Below are 22,767 nucleotides of genomic sequence, written 5' to 3' on the forward strand. Positions count from 1 at the left end.
CGGAGATTTAACATGGGTAAAATAATCGGTATAGATTTGGGTACTACCAACTCTTGTGTGGCTGTTATGGACGGCGACAAGGTTAAGGTTATCGAGAATGCAGAAGGTACACGCACAACTCCTTCGATTGTTGCTTACACTGAAGACAAAGAAATTTTGGTTGGTCAGAGCGCTAAGCGTCAGGCTGTTACCAATCCGCATAACACCCTTTATGCGGTGAAGCGTTTGATCGGTCGTCGTTTTGAAGACGACGTGGTTCAAAAAGACATTAAGATGGTGCCTTACAATATCTGCAAAGCCGATAACGGCGACGCGTGGGTAGAAGTGAAGGGCGAGAAAATGGCGCCACCGCAGATTTCTGCGGAAATTCTCAAGAAAATGAAGAAAACTGCTGAAGACTACTTGGGTGAGAAAGTCACCGAAGCGGTTATCACTGTACCTGCTTACTTTAACGACTCTCAGCGTCAGGCGACTAAAGACGCTGGTCGTATCGCCGGTTTGGATGTAAAGCGTATTATCAACGAGCCTACCGCAGCGGCCTTGGCCTACGGTATGGACAAGTCTAAGGGTGATCGCACCATTGCGGTATACGACTTGGGTGGTGGTACCTTTGATATCTCGATTATTGAAATTGCTGAAGTAGACGGCGAGCACCAGTTTGAAGTGCTGTCGACGAACGGCGACACCTTCTTAGGTGGTGAAGATTTTGATATGCGCCTGATCGATTATTTGGCGGAAGAGTTCAAGAAAGAAAACAGCATCGACCTGAAAGGCGATTCACTGGCTGTGCAGCGTCTGAAAGAAGCGGCAGAAAAAGCCAAAATCGAGCTGTCTTCTAGCCAGCAGACTGAAATCAATCTGCCTTACATCACTGCCGATGCAACAGGTCCTAAGCACTTGGTTGTAAAACTGAGCCGCGCTAAGCTGGAATCACTGGTTGGCGATTTGGTTGCGCGTTCACTTGAGCCAATGAAAGTGGCGCTGAAAGACGCTGGTTTGTCTGCCTCTGAAATTGACGAAATTATTTTGGTTGGTGGTCAGACGCGTATGCCTCTGGTGCAAACCAAGGTGACTGAGTTCTTTGGTAAAGAAGCGCGTCGCGATGTAAACCCTGACGAAGCGGTTGCCATGGGTGCTGCTCTGCAAGGCGCGGTATTGTCTGGCGAAGTGAAAGACGTACTGCTGCTTGACGTTACTCCTTTGAGCTTAGGTATTGAGACCATGGGTGGTGTTGCCACTCACCTGATTGAGAAAAACACCACGATTCCAACTAAGAAATCGCAGGTATTCTCAACCGCAGACGACAATCAGCAAGCGGTAACAATTCACGTTGTGCAGGGCGAGCGCAAGCAAGCCAGTGCCAACAAGTCACTGGGCCGTTTCGACTTGGCCGACATTCCGCCTGCACCGCGTGGTCTGCCGCAAATTGAAGTTACCTTCGATATCGATGCCAACGGTATTCTGCACGTGTCTGCTAAAGACAAGGCGACCGGCAAAGAGCAGTCTATTCGCATCACGGCCTCAAGCGGTTTGAGCGATGAAGAGATCGAGCAAATGGTGCGCGACGCAGAGGCAAATGCTGAAGCTGACAAGAAGTTCGAAGCACTGGTTGTAGCGCGCAACACGGCTGAAGGCATGGCTAATGCGACCCGCAAAACTTTAGAAGAAGCTGGCGATAAAGCGTCTGACGAAGAAAAAGCGGCGATCGAAGCAGCGCTGACCGAAGTTGACGAAGCACTTAAAGGCGATGATCTTGACGCGATTGAAGCGGCAACCAAGAAGCTGACTGAGGCGTCTGGTGGCTTGGCAGAGAAAATGTACGCCGAGCAAGCTGCTCAGGCGCAGGCTGAAGGCGGCGCAGAGTCGGCTCAAGCTGGCGGCGCAGATGACGTAGTCGATGCTGAGTTCGAAGAAGTGAAAGACGACGACAAGAAGTAAACTCGACGCGAGGCCGTGCCTCGCTTGAGTGTAACGCTGGACGGGAGACGGAAGACGCAAAGGCCAAGGTCAGCGTGTTTTGCGATCTCCCGTTTGGCATGAAGGGTAGAATCATTTATAGGGGTTGTGGGTGGCACTTCAAAAAGCGTCTCCCGTCTCCCGTCTAGCGTGAAGCGAAGCTATGTCAAAACGAGATTATTACGAAATTCTGGGCGTGTCGCGAGACACCGACAGCAAGGATATTAAAAAAGCCTACCGTCGTATCGCGATGAAAAATCACCCCGACCGTAACCCCGAAGACCCCAAGGCGGACGATATCTTCAAAGAGGCCACCGAGGCCTATGAAGTGCTGTCTAACGAGGAGAAGCGTGCGGCCTATGATCGTTTTGGTCATGAGGGCGTTAACGCTGGCGGCGGTGGTGGTGGCGCGGGCGGCTTTAGCGATATTTTCGGTGATGTGTTTGGCGATATCTTTGGCGGTGGTGGCGGTGGTCGTCAGCGCGGTCCGCAGCGCGGCTCTGACTTGCGCTACACTCTTGATATTGATCTGGAGCAGGCAGTACACGGCTCCACGGCCAAGATTCGTATCCCAACACTGGTTGCGTGTAAGCCCTGTGATGGCAGTGGCGCGAAAAAAGGCAGCAAGCCGGTAACCTGTAGCACCTGTAATGGTGTTGGTCAGGTGCGTATGCAGCAGGGCTTTTTTGCTGTGCAGCAGGCTTGCCCGCACTGTCGTGGTTCCGGCACCATCATTGCTGATCCTTGTACGAGCTGTCGCGGTCAGGGTCGCGTTGAAGAGACCAAGACCCTGTCAGTGAAAGTGCCTGCGGGCGTGGATACCGGCGATCGGATTCGCTTGACCGGTGAAGGTGAGGCCAGTCCCAATGGCGGCCCAGCTGGCGATTTGTATGTGCAAATGCAGGTGCGTCCTCACGCGATATTTAAGCGCGATGGCAAAAACCTACACTGCGATGTGCCAATCAGTTTTGCCGATGCGGCGCTGGGCGGTGAGCTGGATGTGCCAACCTTAGAGGGTCGGGTTAAGCTTAAAATACCGCCAGAGACGCAAACCGGAAAATCCTTCCGTTTGCGTGGCAAGGGTATAACCCCTGTGCGCGGTGGTAGTACTGGCGACTTGATTTGCAAGGTGACCGTTGAAACGCCGGTGTCATTAAACAAGCGCCAGAAAGAGCTGTTGCAAGAGTTGCAGGCCAGTCTTGCTGGTGACGACAAGCAGTCGCCCCGCGCAAAAAGCTGGTTTGACGGTGTAAAAACCTTTTTTGACGATATGAAAATCTAATTTCGTCAAAACAGCGCGAGGGCTGATTTGCTGAATCGGCCCTCGACTTCCCCTCTGTTTTTCTCCATTCTGAGCTGCATATAAAAGCCGCGGAAATAAGTATGGATAAGACCCTCAATCAATTCGTTGCCAATTATCTGTGGTCTGAAAAGGTGGCAGATTATTCGGCGCCGCGCCGCAAATTGATTCACTTGCTGCGCTATGTTTACGTGGTGCTAGACGATCTTGCCAAGGGTGAGCTAACCCTGCGGGCCATGAGCTTGGTGTACACCACCTTGCTGTCGCTGGTGCCAATGATGGCGGTGAGTTTTTCGGTGCTCAAAGCCTTTGGTATGCACAATAAGCAGTTGCAGCCGATTATGCTGCAGTTTCTGGCGCCGATGGGCGCGCAGGGCGTGGAGATTACCGACAAAATCATCGGCTTTATCGATAATGTTAAAATCGGCGTGCTTGGTACCTTTGGTGTGGCGCTATTGTTTTACACCGCGATTTCGCTCATTCAGAAAGTCGAGGCCACCTTCAATTATATTTGGCGTTTAGATCAACACCGCAGTATTGGTCGTCGCTTCGCCGACTACGGCAGTGTGATGCTGATCGGGCCGCTATTGGTGTTCTCTGCGATTGGCTTGTCGGCCAGTGTGCTGAGTGGCAGCTTTGTGCAGGCTATTAGTCATCAGCTGCCTTTCATGCAGTATTTGATTACCTTTGCCACGGAAGCTGCGCCCTATTTAATGATCATTGCGGCCTTCAGCTTCTTTTATATGTTTATTCCGAATACTCGGGTCACTGTGCGGGCGGGGTTGATTGCCGGGGTAGTGTCTGGCTTTTTGTTTCAGAGTTTGGGATGGGGTTTTGGTAGTGTAGTGGTGTCGGCTAGTGGCAGCGGGACTTATGCAATTTACTCGGGCTTTGCCATTCTCATTTTGTTTATGATGTGGATGTACATCAGTTGGTTGATTTTGCTGGTGGGCAGCAGCGTCGCATTTTACGTTCAGCATCCTGAGTATGTCGCGCCGACGCGGCGTAGCGGTGATTTAAGCATTAAGCAGCGGGAGGCTTTAGCCCTGCAAATTATGGGGGTGATTGCTGAGCGTCATTACAAGTCGCGTAAACCGTTTTCGGCGAGTGATTTTGTGTTGCGTTTACGCGTTCAGATTCAGGGCGTGACTAAGGTGTTGCGAGCGCTGAAGGAGGCTGGTCTAATCACCGAGAATAGTGAAGAGCCAGCCCGTTATTTACCGAATGCGCCACTTGAAAAAACCAGTTTAAAGCAAGTCATTGATGCCGTGCGCAGTGAAGGCAATGCATCAATGCTGGGCTTGGGTACGCCGCGCAGGCCAGTGCATGGTGTGGCGGCGGTGACTAAAGCAATTGATGACGCCCTGGATGCTGCTTTGGCGGCGACCAGTGTGCGGGATATGGCAATTGAAGATGACGGTTCGGCGCTTGATGGCGCTGAGGCTGGCAAGAACAATTAAATTGAGTGTGGTGAGAATATGACAGTACGGGTAGCAGTAACGGGCGCCGCCGGGCGGATGGGGAAAATTTTGATTGAGGCCATCGCCCTCAATGAGGCTTGCGTATTGGCGGCGGCAATTGAGCGGCCAGAGAGTTCCTTGATTGGCGCCGACGCAGGTGAATTGGCTGGCTTGGGCAAAAATGGCGTCACTCTTGTGGGTGACTTGAGCGCTGTGCTCGACGATTTTGATGTGCTGATCGATTTTACGGTGCCAGCGGCTACCCTGGCGAATGCTCGCCTTTGCGGTGGCGCCGGTAAGTCCATGGTAATTGGTACCACCGGCTTTAATGCTGAGCAAAAAGCCGAACTTGAGGCCGCTATTGCACCGATTGCGATTTGTCAGGCGTCTAATTTCAGTACCGGCGTGAATCTCTGCTTTAAATTGCTGGATATGGCGGCGCGAGTCTTGGGTGACGACGTTGATATTGAAATTGTAGAAGCGCACCACCGCCATAAGATCGACGCGCCCTCAGGCACCGCCCTGAGCATGGGGCATGTTGTCGCCGATGCGCTGGGGCGTGATTTGGAAAAAGTCGCCGTGTACGGCCGCGAAGGTCAAACCGGCGCCCGTGAGCGCGAAACCATTGGCTTTGCCACCGTGCGCGGCGGTGATGTAGTGGGCGATCACACGGTGTCCTTTTTTGCCGAGGGTGAGCGTGTTGAGATCACCCATAAAGCCAGTTCGCGGATGTCCTTTGGTCGTGGCGCAGTGCGTGCGGCCGCATGGGTGAGCGCGCAAGCGGCTGGTCGTTACGATATGCAGGATGTATTAGGCCTTAAATAAGGCGTGGTATTTGCGCGCTAAAAGTCAGGTTTTAGCCTGAAACGGCGCTAAGCTTGCTATTGCTGGTATTTATTGCGGTGGACGAGCGGGGGTGGTTTCGCGTAAAATCGCGCATCAGATTAGGGTGCCGAGCTTAATAAGCTCCGTATCCCCGCAAGGAGCGAGGTGAAGTACGTCTTCATCTCGCTTTTTTGCACGCGTATTTTCCTCTGTGGTTCTTTGGTTGTCGTTCCGGCGAGTATGTCGGTGGCAACTCTCGGCCGCAAGTTTGATCCAGGAGGTAGTCTTGACGGTTCCAGCCATACTTGCCCTCGAAGACGGCAGCATATTCCGGGGCATCGCTATTGGTGCCGAAGGGCATTCGGTTGGCGAGGTCGTGTTTAATACCGCGATGACAGGGTATCAGGAGATTTTGACCGATCCCTCTTATGCCCGCCAAATCGTAACCCTTACCTATCCCCATATCGGCAATACCGGTATGAACAGCGAAGACGAAGAGGCGACTGAGATATGGTCTGCCGGCTTGGTGATTCGCGATCTGGCTATGACGGCTAGCAGCTTTCGCAGCGAACAAAGCCTCTCCGATTATTTGAAAGCCCGCAATATTGTCGGCATTGCCGACATTGATACCCGTCGCCTTACCCGTATTTTGCGGGACAAGGGTGCTCAGGGTGGCTGCTTAATGGCTGGTGATATCGACGAAGCCAAAGCACTGCAACTCGCTAAAGAATTTGCTGGCCTAAAAGGCATGGATTTGGCGAAAGAAGTGACTACCGCCGCGTCCTATGAATGGCGCGAAAGCAGCTGGGAGTTGGGTGAGGGGCATCGCACGCTTACCGACGCTGAGTTGCCCTACCATGTTGTGGCCTACGACTTTGGCGTAAAGCGCAATATTCTGCGCATGCTCGCCGATCGCGGTTGCCGCCTGACGGTTGTGCCGGCCAAAACACCGGCTGCCGACGTATTGGCGATGAAGCCCGACGGTGTGTTTCTGTCGAATGGTCCTGGTGATCCAGAGCCCTGTGATTACGCGATTGCGGCAATTAAAGAGATTCTAGCCACTGGTTTGCCGGTGTTCGGTATCTGCCTTGGCCATCAGCTATTGGCTTTGGCCTCAGGTGCAAAAACCGTCAAAATGAAATTTGGTCATCATGGCGCCAACCATCCGGTGCAAGATTTGGCGACCAAGGTTGTGCACATTACCAGTCAAAACCACGGTTTTGCGGTAGATGAAGCCTCCTTGCCCGCGAATTTGGAAGTGACCCACAAATCATTGTTTGATGGATCATTGCAGGGAATTCGGCGCACTGATATCCCCGCATTCGGTTTTCAGGGCCACCCTGAAGCGAGTCCGGGTCCCCATGATATTGCGCCCTTGTTTAATCAGTTTATAGATTTGATTAAAGCCTCTAAGCAGGCTGAGTAGAAAGTCCGGCCTTGCGGTTTTGTATGCGGTTTTTCTGGTCTGGCGTCGGGAGTCTGACGTCGGATGAGAAAAAACAGGATCGCGCCCGACTTTAGCGTCCGACGTCCAGCTTCCGGCGTCCGACTTTTTGTAACGAAGCACAGAGCCAGATGATTAGAACTTATGCCAAAAAGAACTGATATTCAAAGCATCCTCATCCTCGGTGCTGGTCCGATTGTTATCGGTCAGGCCTGTGAGTTTGACTACTCCGGCGCCCAGGCGTGTAAAGCGCTTCGCGAAGAGGGCTTTCGCGTTATTTTGGTAAACTCGAACCCCGCGACAATCATGACCGATCCGTCGATGGCTGATGCCACGTATATCGAGCCGGTGGTGTGGGAGACGGTTGCCAAGATCATTGAAAAAGAGCGTCCCGACGCACTGCTGCCGACCATGGGCGGTCAGACCGCACTGAACTGTGCGCTGGATCTGGATCGCGAAGGCGTATTGGCGAAATACGGCGTAGAAATGATCGGTGCCACCAAAGACTCTATCGACATGGCGGAAGACCGTCAGTTATTCGATAAAGCCATGAAACGCATCGGCTTGGCTACACCGCGCTCGGCCATTGCTCACAGCATGGAAGAGGCTCTGCAGGTGCAGGACTCTATCGGTTTCCCCGCGATTATTCGTCCCAGTTTCACCATGGGCGGCTCCGGCGGCGGTATCGCGTATAACAAAGAAGAATTTATTGAGATCTGTACCCGCGGTTTAGATCTGTCGCCCACCAATGAGCTGTTGATTGACGAAAGCTTGATTGGCTGGAAAGAATTTGAAATGGAAGTGGTTCGCGACAAGAACGACAATTGTATTATTGTCTGCGCGATTGAAAACTTCGACCCTATGGGCGTGCACACCGGCGACTCCATCACCGTTGCGCCAGCACAGACCCTGACCGACAAAGAATATCAAATCATGCGTAACGCCTCGTGCGCGGTACTGCGTGAGATCGGCGTTGAAACGGGCGGTTCTAACGTGCAGTTTGGTATGGAGCCGCACACGGGTCGCTTGGTGGTTATTGAGATGAACCCGCGGGTTAGCCGCTCTTCGGCGCTAGCGTCGAAAGCGACGGGCTTCCCGATTGCCCGTGTGGCAGCGAAATTGGCGATTGGTTATACCCTCGACGAATTGCAGAACGAAATTACTGGTGGCGCGACCCCCGCGTCTTTTGAGCCAGCTATCGACTACGTGGTTACCAAAATTCCGCGTTTCACCTTTGAAAAATTCGGTGAAGCCCAGACCCGTCTGCACACTCAGATGAAATCTGTCGGCGAAGTAATGGCGATTGGTCGTACCTTCCAAGAATCCCTGCAAAAAGCCCTGCGCGGTTTGGAAGTGGGCTCTGCCGGTTTTGAACACCAGATTGACACTGACCGTGACGACGCCAAAGATATTCTGATTGCTGAATTGACCAACCCGGGCCCAGAGCGGATTTGGTTTGTTGCTGACGCCTTCCGCTCCGGTATGAGCGTTGAAGAAGTCTTTGAGCACTCGTGGATCGATCCTTGGTTCCTCGTACAGATTGAAGACATTGTTAAAACTGAAAATTCTTTGAAAACCGTGGCTTTGGCGGATATCACCAAAGACATGATGTGGCGTTTGAAGCGCAAAGGCTTTTCAGATCAGCGTTTGGCAGTACTACTGGCAGTGAGCGAAAAACAGCTGCGCGGCCTGCGTCATAGCCTTGATATTCACCCCGTGTACAAGCGCGTAGACACCTGTGCGGCAGAGTTCGCGACGTCTACTGCCTATATGTATTCGACCTACGAGGAGGAGTGCGAGTCTAACCCGTCGGATCGTGAGAAGATTCTTGTTATCGGTGGTGGCCCCAACCGCATTGGTCAGGGTATTGAGTTCGATTACTGCTGCGTTCACGCGGCGCTGGCGATGCGTGAAGATGGTTACGAGACCATTATGGTCAACTGTAACCCTGAGACCGTATCAACCGATTACGATATTTCAGATCGCCTGTATTTTGAGCCGGTGACGCTGGAAGACGTGCTCGAAATCGTTGCCAAAGAGAAGCCAAAGGGCGTTATCGTGCAGTTTGGCGGCCAAACTCCGCTGAAATTGGCCCGTGACCTTGAGGCCGCTGGCGTGCCGATTATTGGTACAACGCCAGACGCGATTGACCGCGCTGAAGATCGTGAGCGTTTTCAGCAGATGCTGCAGCGTTTAAATATCAAGCAGCCACCGAATACTACCGTGCGCTCAGAAGAAGCGGCACTGCGGGCGGCGGCTGAAATCGGCTATCCTTTGGTTGTGCGTCCATCCTATGTATTAGGTGGCCGGGCCATGGAAATTGTCTATAAAGAAGAAGAGCTTGAGCGCTATATGCGTGAAGCGGTGCGGGTGTCTAACGACTCGCCAGTATTGCTTGACCACTTTTTGAATGCGGCGGTTGAGGTTGACCTTGACGCTGTGTCCGATGGCAAGCATGTGGTGATCGGCGCGATCATGCAGCATATCGAGCAGGCGGGCGTTCACTCTGGTGACTCCGCGTGTTCATTGCCGCCTTACTCGCTGGATGCGGATGTCCAGGATCGCATGCGCGAAATCGTTAAAGCCATGGCGCTGGAATTGGGCGTGGTGGGTTTGATGAACGTGCAGCTGGCAGTGCAGGATGGTGAAATCTACGTGATTGAGGTTAACCCTCGCGCTTCACGTACGGTGCCCTTCGTGTCTAAGTGTATTGGTATTTCGCTCGCCAAAGTTGCGGCGCGCTGCATGGCTGGTACGAGCTTGGCCGACCAGGACTTTACCGAAGAGCGTATTCCTAAGTACTTTGCTGTTAAAGAAGCGGTTTTCCCCTTCAATAAATTCCCCGGCGTTGATCCTATTCTTGGGCCAGAAATGAAATCGACTGGTGAAGTGATGGGCTTGGGCGAAACCTTTGCCGAAGCTTTTGCTAAAGCGGCGGTCGGTGCCGGTGAAGTATTCCCAACGAGTGGCAAGGCATTTATTAGTGTTCGCGATCCCGATAAAGCCGGTGCGATCGCCGTGGCGAGTCAATTAGTTGAACTTGGCTTTAGCTTGTTGGCAACCCGTGGTACTCACAAGGTCTTGACGGAAGCGGGCCTTAAATGTCAGCGTGTTAATAAGGTATTAGAAGGCCGCCCCCATATTGTTGATATGGTGAAGAATGGCGATGTCGATCTGATTATTAATACTACAGAAGGTAAGCAGGCAATTGCGGATTCGTCACTGATTCGTCGTAGTGCACTGGCCAATAAGGTGAGCTATACAACGACCTTGGCGGGTGCCGAGGCTATTTGCCAGGCGCTGGTGTTTGGCGAAGAGAAAACCGTACGCCGCTTACAAGATGTTCATATGGGGTTGATGCAATGAGTTTATTGCCAATGACCGTTGCTGGCGAAAAAGCGCTGCGCGATGAGTTAAAAAAACTAAAATCGATTGATCGCCCGCGCATTACGCAGGCGATTGCCGAGGCTCGTGCCCACGGCGATTTGAAAGAAAATGCCGAGTATCACGCCGCCCGCGACCAGCAGGGCTTTTGTGAAGGTCGGATTCAAGAAATTGAAGGTAAGCTGGGTGGCGTGCGGGTGATTGATATCACTACCATTCCCTATACCGGTAAAGTGATTTTTGGCACGACAGTATCGCTAATTAACTGCGAAACCGACGAAGAAGTGACTTACCGTATTGTTGGCGAAGATGAAGCCAATGTGAAAATCGGTAAAATCTCGGTGACCTCACCTATAGCCCGCGCCTTAATTGGTAAAGAGGTGGGGGATGTCGCGGTAGTCGTCGCGCCAAGTGGCAACATTGAGTACGAAATCGACAAGGTCGAGCACCTTGCCGAGTGAGCGCTAACTCAAGCCCGAAGTAGATTAGATAATTTCGGGTTTGGGGTTTTCGCTGGACGATAAATCAGCGCTATCTTGCCGATAGCCTGAATCAGCAGCGCTTTATGCGCTTTACACAGTTGATCGATTAGCGCGCGGCGTTCAGTTGGCTCAGCTATATTGACCTTAACTTTAATCAATTCGTGGTCGTCGAGTGCGCGGTCTAGCTCCAGCGCTACGCTTTCACTAAGCCCCTTGTCGGCAATCATAACAACAGGGCTGAGTTTGTGACCGATGCTGCGTAAGTGTTTTTTATCGCTGGCGCTGAATTTGGGCATAATATATCGAACCGGGAAAGAGCGTGGGCGCTTATTTTACTAGAAAGTGCGCCCAGTCGGTATCTCAAATCTCGCTAATAATGGAGTTAGTGTGGCGAAACCTAAAGGATCCAGCGGTGCGTGGCTGAAGGAACATTTTGACGATCAGTACGTCAAAATGGCTCAGCGTGACGGCTATCGTTCCAGAGCCTGTTATAAATTGCTCGAAATTCAGGAAAAAGACCGCCTGATTAAGCCGGGTATGTGTGTCGTCGATCTCGGTAGTGCGCCAGGTGGTTGGTCGCAGGTCGCGGCCATGCTGGTTGGGCACCATGGCCGGGTGTTGGCCTCCGACATTTTGGAGATGGATTCCATCGCTGGGGTCGAGTTTGTGCGGGGTGATTTTACTGAGCAAGAAGTCATTGATGAATTGATGGCGCACTTGGGAAATAGCAAGGCAGACCTTGTAATCTCAGATATGGCCCCAAACATGAGTGGTATGAGAGATGTTGACCAGCCGCAATCTATGTATTTGTGTGAGCTGGCGCTGGATATGGCGGGAATAGTACTTCGGCCAGGTGGAAGCTTTGCCACTAAGATATTTCAGGGTGAAGGTTTCGATGAGTATATGCGTATGCTTCGCGGGCGATTTAGCAAAGTGGTGACCCGCAAACCGGCGGCATCACGGCCGAGATCGCGGGAAGTGTATTTGGTGGCCACTGGTCTGCGCGCTTGAATATTGCGTAGAGGGTGTCGGATTAATGGTGTAGAGTGGGCAGATATCCGGGCATTTTTCCCGTTTGCAGCCTCTGCAAACAGTGCAGCGTGAGGATCGGTTTTTGAACGATATGGCAAAGAATTTACTGTTGTGGCTGGTTATCGCCGCTGTTTTATTGACGGTGTTTAATAATTTCAGCGTTCAGCAGCCAACAGAGCAGCTTAATTACTCCCAATTCATTTCTGAAGTCCAGAATGAGCGGGTCAAAAAGGTGGTCATTGACGGCTTGATGATCAGCGGTGAGCGGGCGGATAAGAGCCGCTTTGAAACCGTGCGGCCGTTGCTTGATGATCCCAAGCTCATTGATGATTTACTCCAGCACGACGTCGTCGTCGAAGGCACTAAGCCTGAGCGTCAGAGCTTGTGGACGCAATTGCTGGTGGCTAGCTTCCCAATTTTAATCATCTTGGCGATTTTCATGTTCTTTATGCGCCAGATGCAAGGTGGTGCTGGTGGTGGCAAAGGTGGTCCGATGGCCTTTGGCAAGAGCAAGGCGCGTTTGCTCAGTGAGGATCAAATTAAAACGACCTTCGCCGATGTGGCGGGCGTAGATGAAGCCAAAGAAGATGTGCAAGAGCTGGTTGAGTTCTTGCGCGACCCAGGTAAGTTTCAGCGCTTGGGTGGTCGTATTCCCCGTGGTGTGTTGATGGTGGGTCCACCGGGTACCGGTAAAACTTTGCTTGCCAAGGCGATTGCTGGTGAAGCTAAGGTGCCGTTCTTCTCTATCTCTGGTTCTGACTTTGTTGAAATGTTTGTCGGTGTCGGTGCCTCTCGTGTTCGTGACATGTTCGAGCAGGCTAAAAAGCAGGCGCCGTGTATTATCTTTATTGATGAGATCGATGCCGTCGGTCGCCATCGTGGTGCCGGTATGGGTGGTGGTCACGACGAGCGTGAGCAAACCTTGAACCAGTTGCTGGTTGAAATGGACGGTTTTGAAGCCAATGACGGCGTTATTGTTATCGCTGCAACTAACCGCCCCGATGTGCTCGACCCCGCGCTGCTGCGTCCAGGTCGTTTTGACCGTCAGGTGACTGTTGGTCTGCCGGATATTCGCGGTCGCGAGCAAATCTTAAAAGTGCATATGCGCAAATTGCCTCTGGGTGATGATGTTGAGGCATCTGTTATTGCGCGCGGCACGCCTGGGTTCTCGGGCGCAGATTTGGCTAACTTGGCAAACGAAGCGGCGCTGTTCGCGGCCCGCAGTAATCTGCGCTTGGTCAGCATGTCGCAATTTGATTTAGCTAAAGACAAGATCATGATGGGCGCCGAGCGCAAATCCATGGTGATGTCAGACAAAGAAAAATTGAATACGGCCTACCACGAAGCCGGTCACGCGATTGTCGGTCGCACCGTGCCTGAGCACGACCCGGTTTATAAGGTCAGTATTATTCCTCGTGGCCGCGCTTTGGGCGTCACCATGTTCCTGCCTGAGGAAGATCGTTACAGTTTGAGTCGCCGTCATATTATCAGCCAAATTTGTTCTTTGTTTGGCGGTCGTATTGCCGAAGAAATGACCTTGGGGCCAGACGGTGTGACCACGGGTGCATCAAATGATATTCAGCGCGCCACCGATATTGCTCGCAAAATGGTGACTAAGTGGGGCCTGTCCGACAAGATGGGGCCGCTGATGTATGACGACGCTGAGGAAGAAGTCTTTCTTGGTCGCTCTGCAGGTCAAGCCGGTAAGGGGCATTCTGGTGAAACCGCGCGGCAGATCGATGAAGAAGTGCGTCGTATTATTGACGAGTGCTATGCCGCAGCCCGTAAAATTCTGGAAGAACATCGTGGTAAATTAGACGTTATGGCTGATGCCTTGATGCTTTATGAGACCATTGATGCCAAGCAAATCGACGATATTATGAATGGTCGCACTCCGCGTAAACCTGCGGGATGGGACGATGATGATCGTCGCGGTGGGCGCGCGGTGAAGGAAGAGGTCGATGAAGATCCGGCGCCTAAGGCGGACAAGAAAGATCGTCCTGAAGATCCTTTCGTTGACTCGGTGAGTGATCACTAGGTCGGCAATGCACAATTTTCAATCCTCATCGCAGCTACGCTGCGGTGATCGCCTTTTAGACCTGCGCGAGCCGCAGGTTATGGCGATCATTAATGTTACTCCTGACTCCTTCTCTGATGGCGGTAAATACCACGCCGGTTCCGCTTTGCTCGATAAAATCTTGGCGCAAGTTGATTTAGCCTGCGCGGAGGGCGCCAGCCTGATTGATGTCGGCGGCGAATCTACTCGCCCGGGTGCCACGCCGGTGTCGGAGGCTGAAGAATGTCGGCGGGTGTTGCCAGTGGTCGAGGCCATTGCGCAGCGCTTTGATGTGGTTATTTCTGTGGATTCCAGCAATGCGACTGTTATGCGCGAAAGCGCCGCTTTAGGCGCGGGGCTCATTAATGATGTGCGTGCCCTGCAGCGGCCAAATGCCATGCAAGCGGCGGCGACTAGCGGCTTGCCGGTGTGTCTTATGCATATGCAGGGCGAGCCTGTATCGATGCAGAATAACCCTGCGTATCGAGATATCGCGGCGGAGGTGGATGCCTTTTTGAGCCAGCGTATTGATGCGTGTGTCAGCGCCGGTATCGCTTCTGAGCGGATTGTGCTCGATCCGGGTTTTGGCTTTGCAAAGACGCTTGCCCATAATCTGGAGTTGTTTCGGCGCTTGCCGGACATGGTGGCGTGGGGTTACCCGATATTGGTCGGGGTGTCTCGCAAGTCGATGATTGGCGACCTTACGGGGCGGCCGGTGGGCGAGCGCTTGGCCGGAAGTGTGGCAATGGCGGCGATGGCCGTGGAGCGCGGCGCTCATATTATTCGGGTTCACGATGTTAAGGAAACTGTTGATGCCGTGCGGGTAGCGCAGGCTTTGAAATTTGAGAAAATAAAAAATGACTAGAAAATATTTTGGCACCGACGGTGTCCGTGGGCGAGTTGGGGAGGGTGCAATTACTCCAGAATTTGTTCTTAAGTTGGGTTGGGCTGTTGGGCAGGTGTTTGCCCGAGAGGGGCGCAGCAAAGTTTTAATTGGTAAAGACACGCGCATTTCCGGTTATATGTTTGAGTCGGCGCTGGAGGCGGGGCTGGTTGCTGCTGGCGTTGATGTGTTGTTGTTAGGGCCCATGCCAACGCCGGCTATTGCCTATTTGACCCGGACGTTTCAGGCGCGCGCCGGTATTGTTATTAGCGCGAGTCATAACCCCTATTACGATAATGGCATTAAGTTCTTTTCAGGTGATGGTAGCAAGCTGGCTGATGATGTTGAGCTTGCCATTGAGTCAGCTGTTGATCTCACTATGACCACGGTGGCGTCTGCAGACCTTGGCAAGGTGCGGCGTATTGATGACGCGGCAGGTCGCTATATTGAATATTGCAAGTCAACGGTAGCGTCTGGTCTGTCCTTAAAGGGGCTGATAATCGTGCTTGATTGCGCTCATGGTGCAACCTACCACGTCGCCCCTGCGGTGTTTACTGAGTTGGGCGCAGAGGTGGTTGTCATGGGAGCCTCCCCTAATGGATTAAATATTAACGCTGATGTGGGCTCCACCCATCCAGTAGCATTGCAGCAGCGCGTTGCTGATGAGGCAGCGGACTTTGGTATTGCCTTCGATGGTGATGGTGATCGCGTTTTATTTGTCGACGCCAATGGCGATTTGGTTGATGGTGACGAGTTGTTGTTTATTATCGCTGCTGAGCGTTTGCGTCGAGGTAAGGCTTGCCCTGGTGTAGTGGGGACACTGATGTCGAACCTGGGTTTTGAGTTGGCCTTAAAAGATTTAGGTGTTGGCTTTGAGCGCGCGAATGTTGGCGACCGTTATGTAAAAGAGCGAATGAACGCGCTGGACTGGGACTTGGGTGGCGAAAACTCGGGACACATTATTTGCGCTGATGTGAGTACCACCGGTGATGGCATTGTAGCGGCCTTGAAAGTGGTTGGCGCAATCGTCGGCAGCGGCAAGAGCTTGGCGGAATTGAGGGCGCCAGTGAGTAAGTTTCCGCAAATAATGGAGAATGTGCGCATTAATTCACCTGTTGATCTAAAAAATAGTGAATTAGTCGCTGCAGTTGAGGCGGTTGAGCTGGAATTAGCAGGGCGAGGCAGGGTATTATTGCGCGCTTCTGGAACTGAGCCGCTGTTGCGGGTCATGGTTGAGGGTGAAGATGCCACGCAGGTTGCGGCACTTTGTCAGCGTCTAGCCGATAAGGTGAGAAAGCTTTCATCTTAAGCGCTCGTCTCCTTGTATGTATTTATAAGTTTATGTAAGATTGGCGCCCATTTTGCGCTAAGGGAAATGGCATGCGGAGTAGTCTCGTAGCAGGTAATTGGAAGATGTATGGCGATAGCGCCAGCATTGGAAAATTAATGGCGAATTTAAGAGCCGCACTCCCGTCGGAACCCGGTGTTGATATCGCGGTGTTTCCGCCCTCAGTGTATATTGCGCGCGTTGTTGAGGGTATGTCTGGTTCGCCAGTCGCGGTCGGCGCGCAGAATGTGTGTGAGCAAGCCGGTGAGGGTGCTTTCACTGGCGAGGTGTCTGCGGGCATGTTGGCTGACGCAGGATGCCGGTATGTGATTGTTGGTCACTCCGAGCGTCGCGCCATGTATCAAGATAGTAATGAGCGTGTTGCCCAAAAGACGAAACAAGCTTTAGCGCAGGGCTTAACGCCGATAGTTTGCGTGGGTGAGACGGAAGGTCAGCGCGATAATGGTGCGACCTTAGAAGTAATCGCTGAGCAGCTTCAGTCAGTGTTTGCAGTATTAAGCATTGAGGATATGCGCAGTATCGTGGTTGCCTACGAACCGGTGTGGGCAATTGGTACTGGCAAGACGGCGACGCCATCGCAGGCTCAAGAGGTGCACGCATTTATCCGTGCCTTGTTTGCGAAAAAAGATGAGCCCTTGGCGAAGGGTTTAAGAATTCTGTACGGCGGCAGTGTTAAGGCGGCCAATGCAGGTGAATTATTCGCGCAGGCGGATATTGATGGCGGTTTAGTAGGCGGTGCATCACTTGATGCGCAGGAATTTTCCGCAATATGTCGGGCGGCGGAGTAATGGAACAAGCAATTTTAATCGTACATGTGTTGGCTGGTTTGTCGATCATTGGTCTGATTCTGGTTCAGCAGGGTAAGGGCGCGGACATGGGGGCCTCTTTTGGTTCTGGTGCCTCGCAAACTATTTTTGGCAGCAGTGGCAGCGGTAATGTTTTAACTCGCGCCACAGCCATATTGGCAACGGTTTTCTTCATAACCAGTTTGTCATTGGCGTATGTTGCCAAGCAGCGCAGCGGTGGCTCAGAAGACATTATTGTCGATATTCCTGAGTTGCAAGAAAGTCGCGACGTGGCGCCAGTGGGTGATGGGACTATGCCTGCTCAGTCTGAAGAGTTGCCGATGGATATGCCGGCCAGTGAAGAAATGCCGGAAGCAGGTTTGTAGTAAAAGTTTAGCCGAAGTGGTGAAATTGGTAGACACGCCATCTTGAGGGGGTGGTGAGCATTGCTCGTGCGGGTTCAAGTCCCGCCTTCGGCACCAAATAAAAAGGGTTATCGCCACAAGCGATAGCCCTTTTTTTCGTTTGTGCGGCGGGGGTTGCTTCGCGGATTCGCGTTGGGCCCCCTTTGAGTTGGTGGCTATTTCGGTGGTAGTTGGCGCTTGTTATGGGTGTTTATTTGACGGGTAGAGGTTGTTGTGGATTAAGCTGACCTCTCGCAGTGCGCCGTGTTACTAGCTTGACCTGTATAGGCGCAGCGACTATAATGCGGCCTCCTGATAGTGGGTCGGTAGCGCGATAGTGGCGAGCGGGCTTTAGACCTAGGATGTACGGTTTCCTAGGGGTGATCAGAAGTTTTCAAAAGCCCCTTGTACAGGGGCTTTTTCGTATTGCCACGGGGCATGCGTTAAGGAATTTCGAGTGGGCCTTGGGCCCATTTTTTATTGGTGGGTAGTGATCTTGTCCGGTAAGACCGTCAAAATTGAAGAGTTAATTAGGCCTGGCGTGGAAGCGCTGGGTTATGAGCTGTGGGGCTTGGATCATCAGTCTCAGGGGCGTCATACTTTGCTGCGAGTGTATATCGACAGCGAGAAAGGCATTGGCGTGGACGACTGCGCCAAGGTGAGTCATCAGATTAGTGGTGTGTTGGATGTCGAAGATCCAATAGCCGGAGAATATAATCTTGAGGTTTCGTCGCCGGGCATGGATCGGCCGTTGTATACGCCCGAACAGTATGCCCAGTACATTGGTAGCGATATCAATGTTCGATTGCGGGTCCCTTTTGATGGGCGCCGTAAATTCCTTGGTCGCCTAACGGGGATCGAAGATGGCGATGTGGTACTGACGGTGGAGGAGCATGAGTATTTGCTGCCCTTTGATCAGATTGATAAAGCGAATGTTGTGCCCCGATTTTAATCGGACGCGCTAATTTCAATAGCCGGCTGCGGAAAGAGGCGGATAATGAGTAAAGAAATATTATTGGTAGTTGAGGCCGTCTCTAACGAGAAGGGTGTGTCTAAGACCATTATTTTCGAGGCCATTGAGCAGGCCTTGGCGACAGCAGCGAAAAAACGCTACGACGAAGACTCTGAGATCCGTGTGGTTATTGACCGTGTTACCGGTGATTACCAGACTTTTCGGAGCTGGTTGGTTATGCCTGATGACGAAATGGCATTACTCGGGACACAGTTAACAACCGAAGAAGCTCGCGAATATAGTGCGGACCTTAAAGCTGGTGATACTCACGAAGAAATCGTTGAGAACGTTGGCTTTGGTCGTATTGCTGCACAAACTGCCAAGCAGGTTATTGTGCAGAAGGTTCGTGAGGCCGAACGCGCACAGATCGTCGACGAATACAAAGATCGCGTTGGTGAGTTAATCAACGGCACGGTTAAGAAAGTCACCCGCGACAGTATTATTGTTGATTTAGGTGGCAACGCTGAAGCCTTATTGCCACGTGAAGAATTAGTTGGGCGGGAAGTGTTCCGCATCAATGATCGTGTGCGCGCTATATTGGCCGATGTTCGCCCCGAGGCCCGCGGCCCGCAATTATTCTTGAGTCGCGCTTGCCCTGAGATGTTAATTGAACTCTTCAAAATTGAAGTGCCTGAAGTTAACGAAGAAGTTATTGAGATTCGTGCTGCAGCGCGCGATCCAGGCTCGCGCGCTAAGATCGCCGTGAAAACTAACGATGGTCGTATTGACCCCGTTGGCGCCTGCGTAGGTATGCGTGGTTCACGAGTGCAGGCGGTTTCTGGTGAGCTTGGCAACGAGCGTGTCGATATCATTTTGTGGGACGACAACCCAGCTCAGCTCGTTATCAATGCGATGGCCCCTGCTGAAGTGGAGTCGATTGTAGTTGACGAAGATACCCACACCATGGACGTTGGTGTAGCAGATGATAATTTAGCACAGGCGATTGGTCGGGCTGGACAGAACGTCCGTCTTGCGGGTCAGTTGACGGGCTGGACAATCAATGTGATGAGCATTGAGGAAATGTCTGCCAAGCACGAACAAGAATCGAGTCATATCATTAGTTATTTTGTTGAAGCCCTAGATGTTGGCGAAGACATTGCAGAGGTTTTGGTAGAGGAAGGTTTCACCACGCTGGAAGAGGTGGCCTATGTTCCTTTAGAAGAAATGATGTCAATTGATGGCTTTGACGAAGATTTGGCCCAAGAACTGCGGGCTAGAGCGAAAGATGCACTGCTGACGCAAGCAATTGCTAGCGAAGAAGTTTTGGAAAGTGCCGAGCCGGCTGAAGACTTGTTGACAATGGACGGGATGGAAAAACATCTAGCGTTCATTCTTGCCAGCCGTGGCGTAGTAACGATGGAAGATCTGGCCGAACAGGCTGTTGAAGATCTTCTCGACATTGAAGATATGACTAAAGAACGGGCCGGAGAGTTGATTATGACTGCTCGTGCTCCGTGGTTTGCAGACGAAGAAGAATCTGCAAAATAAGCGAGTCGTACCGTTTTGGGAGAATGATGAATGGCTGAAGTTACCGTGAGCCAGCTAGCAGAAGTCGTTGGCGCACCTGTCGAGCGTCTGCTGCGACAAATGAAAGAAGCGGGCCTGTCACACAGTGCTGCTCAACAAGCTGTGTCCGATGAAGACAAGCAAACCCTGCTGACTTTCTTAAAGCGGAGCCACGGAGAATCAGCCGAGGCCCCCCAGCAAATTACGCTGAAGCGCAAAACCCTGAGCACCTTAAAAACGGGTTCGGGCGCGGGCAAAAAGACTGTAAATATTGAAGTGCGTAAAAAGCGCACTTACGTGAAACGCGATCCTGCAGAGATGGCCGCGGAAGCGGCGGCTGAAGAAGCGCTGCTGCGCGGCGATGCGCCAGCAGACGAACCGAAAGCGGCTGCGGAAGTTGTCGCAGAACCCGTTGTGGCTGAGGCACCAGCGAAGGTTGAACCCGCAGAAAAAGCGGCAGAGCCGGTTGCGGTCGAAGCTGAAAAAGTGCCAGAGCCGACTCCTGAGCCGGAAGTGGCGAAGGCTGAGCCGGTTAAAGCTGAGCCAGTGAAAGCTAAACCAGTTAAGGCTGAGCCTCCTGTTGCAGAAGAAAAGCCTGCGCCAGAGCAGGTTGTTGCTGACGAGCCGGTAGCGGAAGTTGCCAAGCCAGCGCCAGCCAATAAAACTGACGAATATCGCGAAGTGGTCGAGAACGTTTTAGATGTCGACCCAGAAGTGCTTCGCCAGCGCGCTATATTGCGTCGCAAGGCAGAAGAAGAGCGGGTTAAAGAGCGTCGCGCCGCGGTAGTTGCTGAGAAGAAGCGCGATGAAGACGAACGCATAGCACGCAAAAAAGCCGCTGCAGCGCCAAGTCCTGCTAGCGCGGATAAAGGCGCGGGTCCAGCACCAGCTGTAGCCGATGCCAAGCCCGGTGACGATAAACCCGCGCCACGCCATCATCGTCGTGCCGCCGCAGCGCCAGCTGCTGCCGGAGATGATGATCGTCCGCGTCGTAAAGGCGGTAAGTCTCGCGGTAACAAGCGTGATGATTTCGACGGCAGTTTTGCCGGTGGCGGTCGCCGTAAGAAGAAAACCCTTAAACTGCCAGATGATGCACAGCGTCACGCTTTTAACGCGCCGACAGATAAAATTGTCTACGCCGTTAATGTTGGCGAAACCACCACCGCTGCTGAGCTAGCTCAGCAAATGAAGGTGAAGGCCGCTGAAGTTATTAAGGAAATGATTAAAATGGGCTTGATGGTTACCATCAATCAGCCTATTGATCAGGACACTGCTCAGCTGGTTGTTGAGGAAATGGGCCACACAGTTAAGTTGGTTTCTGAAGACGCGGTAGAAGAAGCGTTGGAAGAGACGCTTGGCGCTCGCGGCGCCGGAACCATGGTTGCCCGTGCACCGGTAGTTACCGTTATGGGTCACGTTGACCACGGCAAAACCTCGCTACTCGATTATATTCGTAAAGCCAAGGTTGCCAGCGGTGAGGCGGGTGGTATTACCCAGCACATCGGTGCCTACCACGTTGAAACTGGTCACGGCATGATCACCTTCCTCGACACCCCTGGTCACGCGGCATTTACCCAAATGCGTGCTCGTGGTGCCAAGAGTACAGATATTGTTATTCTCGTCGTGGCAGCGGACGACGGCGTAATGCCGCAGACCGAAGAAGCGATTACTCACGCTAGAGCCGCGGGTGTACCCTTGGTTGTTGCAGTGAATAAGATGGATAAAGAGGGAGCTGACCCTGAGCGCGTTAAAAACGAGCTTTCTCAGCGCAATGTAATTTCTGAAGAGTGGGGCGGCGACACACAGTTTGTGTATGTTTCTGCGCACTCTGGTGAAGGCATTGACAAACTGCTTGACTCGGTGCTGTTACAGGCTGAATTGCTTGAGTTGAAGGCGGCGCCTGATCTGCCAGCACAGGGCTTGGTCATTGAATCTCGTTTGGATAAAGGCCGCGGTGCGGTTGCATCCTTGCTGATCCAAAGCGGTACTTTAAAGCAGGGCGATATCGTCTTGGCTGGTCAGTGCAGCGGGCGTGTTCGCGCCATGATGGACGAAAATGGCAAGCCAGTGAAAGAAGCCGGCCCGTCGATTCCAGTAGAGATACTCGGTCTTGATGGCACCCCAGATGCGGGTGACAGCTTTGTGGTCGTCGAAAACGATAAGCGTGCCCGCGAAGTTGCTGACTTCCGTCAGGTTCGCGAACGCGAGCAGCGAATTAAGCGCCAGCAAGCCGCTAAGCTAGATCGCATGTTTGAAAGCATGGAAACCGCCGAGCGCCGGATTTTGAATATCGTCTTAAAAACCGATGTTCGCGGGTCACTAGAAGCCTTGCAAGCGTCTTTGATGGATATCGGTAACGAAGAAGTTAACGTTAATATTGTTTCTGCCGGTGTCGGTGGTATTACTGAAACTGACGTTAACTTGGCACTGACTTCTGGTGCGGTGATGTTCGGCTTTAACGTCCGCGCTGACTCTAGCGCGCGTAAATTAGCTGAGAACGAAGGTGTCGATCTGCGTTACTACAGCGTCATCTACGACGTTATCGATGATGTAACAGCCGCTCTGACCGGTATGCTTAGCCCAGAAATGCGCGAAGAGATTGTTGGTGTTGCTGAAGTGCGTGACGTGTTCCGTTCGCCTAAGTTTGGTGATATTGCTGGCTGTATGGTTATTGAAGGTACGGTTTACCGCAATAAGCGCATCCGTGTGTTACGTGCCGATGTGGTTATTTACGAAGGTGAACTCGAGTCGCTACGTCGCTTTAAGGACGATGCTGCTGAAGTTAAAAACGGTACTGAGTGTGGTATCGGCGTTAAGAACTACAAAGATGTACGCCCCGGTGACAAGATCGAGGTTTATGAAGTGAAGGAAATCGCGCGTAGCCTTTAAG

Annotated in this window: 17 protein-coding genes and 1 tRNA gene; 17 read left to right on the top strand and 1 reads right to left on the bottom strand. The window is 52.4% G+C overall.

All coding sequences use genetic code 11. The annotated features are described in order from the left end of the window. Window positions 1-12 precede the first annotated feature (12 nt). The 7 genes from dnaK to greA all read left to right on the top strand — a co-directional run bounded on the left by dnaK (window position 13) and on the right by greA (window position 10,830). Window positions 13-1,938: a molecular chaperone DnaK gene (gene dnaK, locus HNQ57_RS15915; RefSeq protein WP_184464656.1), complete on the top strand. Its 1,926-nt coding sequence runs from the start codon at window positions 13-15 to the stop codon at window positions 1,936-1,938. Window positions 1,939-2,119: 181 nt separating this feature from the next. Then, a complete protein-coding gene (gene dnaJ / locus HNQ57_RS15920; protein WP_184464658.1) occupies window positions 2,120-3,238 on the top strand; it encodes a molecular chaperone DnaJ in 1,119 nt (372 codons plus the stop codon). Between the two features lie 101 nt (window positions 3,239-3,339). Further along, window positions 3,340-4,716, top strand: coding sequence for a YihY/virulence factor BrkB family protein (locus tag HNQ57_RS15925; protein WP_184464660.1), 1,377 nt, complete (start codon window positions 3,340-3,342; stop codon window positions 4,714-4,716). Between the two features lie 18 nt (window positions 4,717-4,734). Next, window positions 4,735-5,541 (top strand): 4-hydroxy-tetrahydrodipicolinate reductase, encoded by an 807-nt coding sequence (dapB, locus tag HNQ57_RS15930; RefSeq protein WP_184464662.1) that lies wholly within the window; start codon window positions 4,735-4,737, stop codon window positions 5,539-5,541. A gap of 286 nt (window positions 5,542-5,827) precedes the next feature. Continuing rightward, window positions 5,828-6,967: a glutamine-hydrolyzing carbamoyl-phosphate synthase small subunit gene (gene carA, locus HNQ57_RS15935; RefSeq protein ID WP_184464664.1), complete on the top strand. Its 1,140-nt coding sequence runs from the start codon at window positions 5,828-5,830 to the stop codon at window positions 6,965-6,967. Between the two features lie 162 nt (window positions 6,968-7,129). Beyond that, entirely contained in the window at window positions 7,130-10,351 is a 3,222-nt protein-coding gene (gene carB, locus HNQ57_RS15940) for a carbamoyl-phosphate synthase large subunit (protein WP_184464665.1), read from the top strand. Continuing rightward, complete coding sequence (gene greA, locus HNQ57_RS15945) at window positions 10,348-10,830, top strand: transcription elongation factor GreA (protein ID WP_184464666.1); 483 nt, start codon at window positions 10,348-10,350, stop codon at window positions 10,828-10,830. Before carB ends, greA begins: the two co-directional genes overlap by 4 nt. A gap of 8 nt (window positions 10,831-10,838) precedes the next feature. On the opposite strand, the gene HNQ57_RS15950 is transcribed toward greA, so the two are convergent. Beyond that, entirely contained in the window at window positions 10,839-11,147 is a 309-nt protein-coding gene (locus HNQ57_RS15950; RefSeq protein ID WP_184464667.1) for a YhbY family RNA-binding protein, read from the bottom strand. Between the two features lie 91 nt (window positions 11,148-11,238). Between HNQ57_RS15950 and rlmE the strand changes: the two genes are divergently transcribed. From rlmE to infB, 10 genes are all read left to right on the top strand, one after another. Next, a complete protein-coding gene (gene rlmE, locus HNQ57_RS15955; protein ID WP_184464668.1) occupies window positions 11,239-11,862 on the top strand; it encodes a 23S rRNA (uridine(2552)-2'-O)-methyltransferase RlmE in 624 nt (207 codons plus the stop codon). Between the two features lie 112 nt (window positions 11,863-11,974). Then, window positions 11,975-13,921, top strand: coding sequence for an ATP-dependent zinc metalloprotease FtsH (gene ftsH, locus HNQ57_RS15960; protein WP_184464731.1), 1,947 nt, complete (start codon window positions 11,975-11,977; stop codon window positions 13,919-13,921). A 7-nt stretch (window positions 13,922-13,928) separates the two neighbouring features. Next, entirely contained in the window at window positions 13,929-14,804 is an 876-nt protein-coding gene (gene folP / locus HNQ57_RS15965) for a dihydropteroate synthase (RefSeq protein ID WP_184464669.1), read from the top strand. Then, a complete protein-coding gene (gene glmM / locus HNQ57_RS15970) occupies window positions 14,797-16,131 on the top strand; it encodes a phosphoglucosamine mutase (RefSeq protein ID WP_184464670.1) in 1,335 nt (444 codons plus the stop codon). Before folP ends, glmM begins: the two co-directional genes overlap by 8 nt. A 71-nt stretch (window positions 16,132-16,202) precedes the next feature. Continuing rightward, window positions 16,203-16,958, top strand: coding sequence for a triose-phosphate isomerase (gene tpiA, locus HNQ57_RS15975; RefSeq protein ID WP_184464671.1), 756 nt, complete (start codon window positions 16,203-16,205; stop codon window positions 16,956-16,958). Continuing rightward, window positions 16,958-17,341 carry a preprotein translocase subunit SecG gene (secG, locus tag HNQ57_RS15980; protein WP_184464672.1) on the top strand — a complete coding sequence of 128 codons (384 nt, stop codon included), beginning with the start codon at window positions 16,958-16,960 and terminating at the stop codon, window positions 17,339-17,341. The genes tpiA and secG overlap by 1 nt, the downstream gene beginning before the upstream one ends. Before the next feature lie 10 nt (window positions 17,342-17,351). Next, window positions 17,352-17,437, top strand: a tRNA-Leu gene (locus tag HNQ57_RS15985). Between the two features lie 418 nt (window positions 17,438-17,855). After that, window positions 17,856-18,311, top strand: coding sequence for a ribosome maturation factor RimP (gene rimP, locus HNQ57_RS15990; RefSeq protein WP_184464733.1), 456 nt, complete (start codon window positions 17,856-17,858; stop codon window positions 18,309-18,311). 45 nt (window positions 18,312-18,356) lie between these two features. Then, window positions 18,357-19,859 (top strand): transcription termination factor NusA, encoded by a 1,503-nt coding sequence (gene nusA / locus HNQ57_RS15995; RefSeq protein WP_184464673.1) that lies wholly within the window; start codon window positions 18,357-18,359, stop codon window positions 19,857-19,859. A gap of 30 nt (window positions 19,860-19,889) precedes the next feature. Then, window positions 19,890-22,766: a translation initiation factor IF-2 gene (gene infB, locus HNQ57_RS16000; RefSeq protein ID WP_184464674.1), complete on the top strand. Its 2,877-nt coding sequence runs from the start codon at window positions 19,890-19,892 to the stop codon at window positions 22,764-22,766. Window position 22,767 lies beyond the last annotated feature (1 nt).

Origin of the sequence: Zhongshania antarctica (assembly GCF_014202945.1) — a bacterium.
GTDB lineage: Bacteria > Pseudomonadota > Gammaproteobacteria > Pseudomonadales > Spongiibacteraceae > Spongiibacter > Spongiibacter antarcticus.

Bases quoted from the DNA above. Each gene is read 5' to 3' on its own strand.
- nusA (WP_184464673.1), top strand. From the start codon at position 18,357: ATGAGTAAAGAAATATTATTGGTAGTTGAGGCCGTCTCTAACGAGAAG.
- dnaK (WP_184464656.1), top strand. From the start codon at position 13: ATGGGTAAAATAATCGGTATAGATTTGGGTACTACCAACTCTTGTGTG.
- infB (WP_184464674.1), top strand. From the start codon at position 19,890: ATGGCTGAAGTTACCGTGAGCCAGCTAGCAGAAGTCGTTGGCGCACCT.
- dnaJ (WP_184464658.1), top strand. From the start codon at position 2,120: ATGTCAAAACGAGATTATTACGAAATTCTGGGCGTGTCGCGAGACACC.
- carB (WP_184464665.1), top strand. From the start codon at position 7,130: ATGCCAAAAAGAACTGATATTCAAAGCATCCTCATCCTCGGTGCTGGT.
- HNQ57_RS15925 (WP_184464660.1), top strand. From the start codon at position 3,340: ATGGATAAGACCCTCAATCAATTCGTTGCCAATTATCTGTGGTCTGAA.
- greA (WP_184464666.1), top strand. From the start codon at position 10,348: ATGAGTTTATTGCCAATGACCGTTGCTGGCGAAAAAGCGCTGCGCGAT.
- ftsH (WP_184464731.1), top strand. From the start codon at position 11,975: ATGGCAAAGAATTTACTGTTGTGGCTGGTTATCGCCGCTGTTTTATTG.
- HNQ57_RS15950 (WP_184464667.1), bottom strand. From the start codon at position 11,147: ATGCCCAAATTCAGCGCCAGCGATAAAAAACACTTACGCAGCATCGGT.
- folP (WP_184464669.1), top strand. From the start codon at position 13,929: ATGCACAATTTTCAATCCTCATCGCAGCTACGCTGCGGTGATCGCCTT.
- secG (WP_184464672.1), top strand. From the start codon at position 16,958: ATGGAACAAGCAATTTTAATCGTACATGTGTTGGCTGGTTTGTCGATC.
- tpiA (WP_184464671.1), top strand. From the start codon at position 16,203: ATGCGGAGTAGTCTCGTAGCAGGTAATTGGAAGATGTATGGCGATAGC.
- dapB (WP_184464662.1), top strand. From the start codon at position 4,735: ATGACAGTACGGGTAGCAGTAACGGGCGCCGCCGGGCGGATGGGGAAA.
- glmM (WP_184464670.1), top strand. From the start codon at position 14,797: ATGACTAGAAAATATTTTGGCACCGACGGTGTCCGTGGGCGAGTTGGG.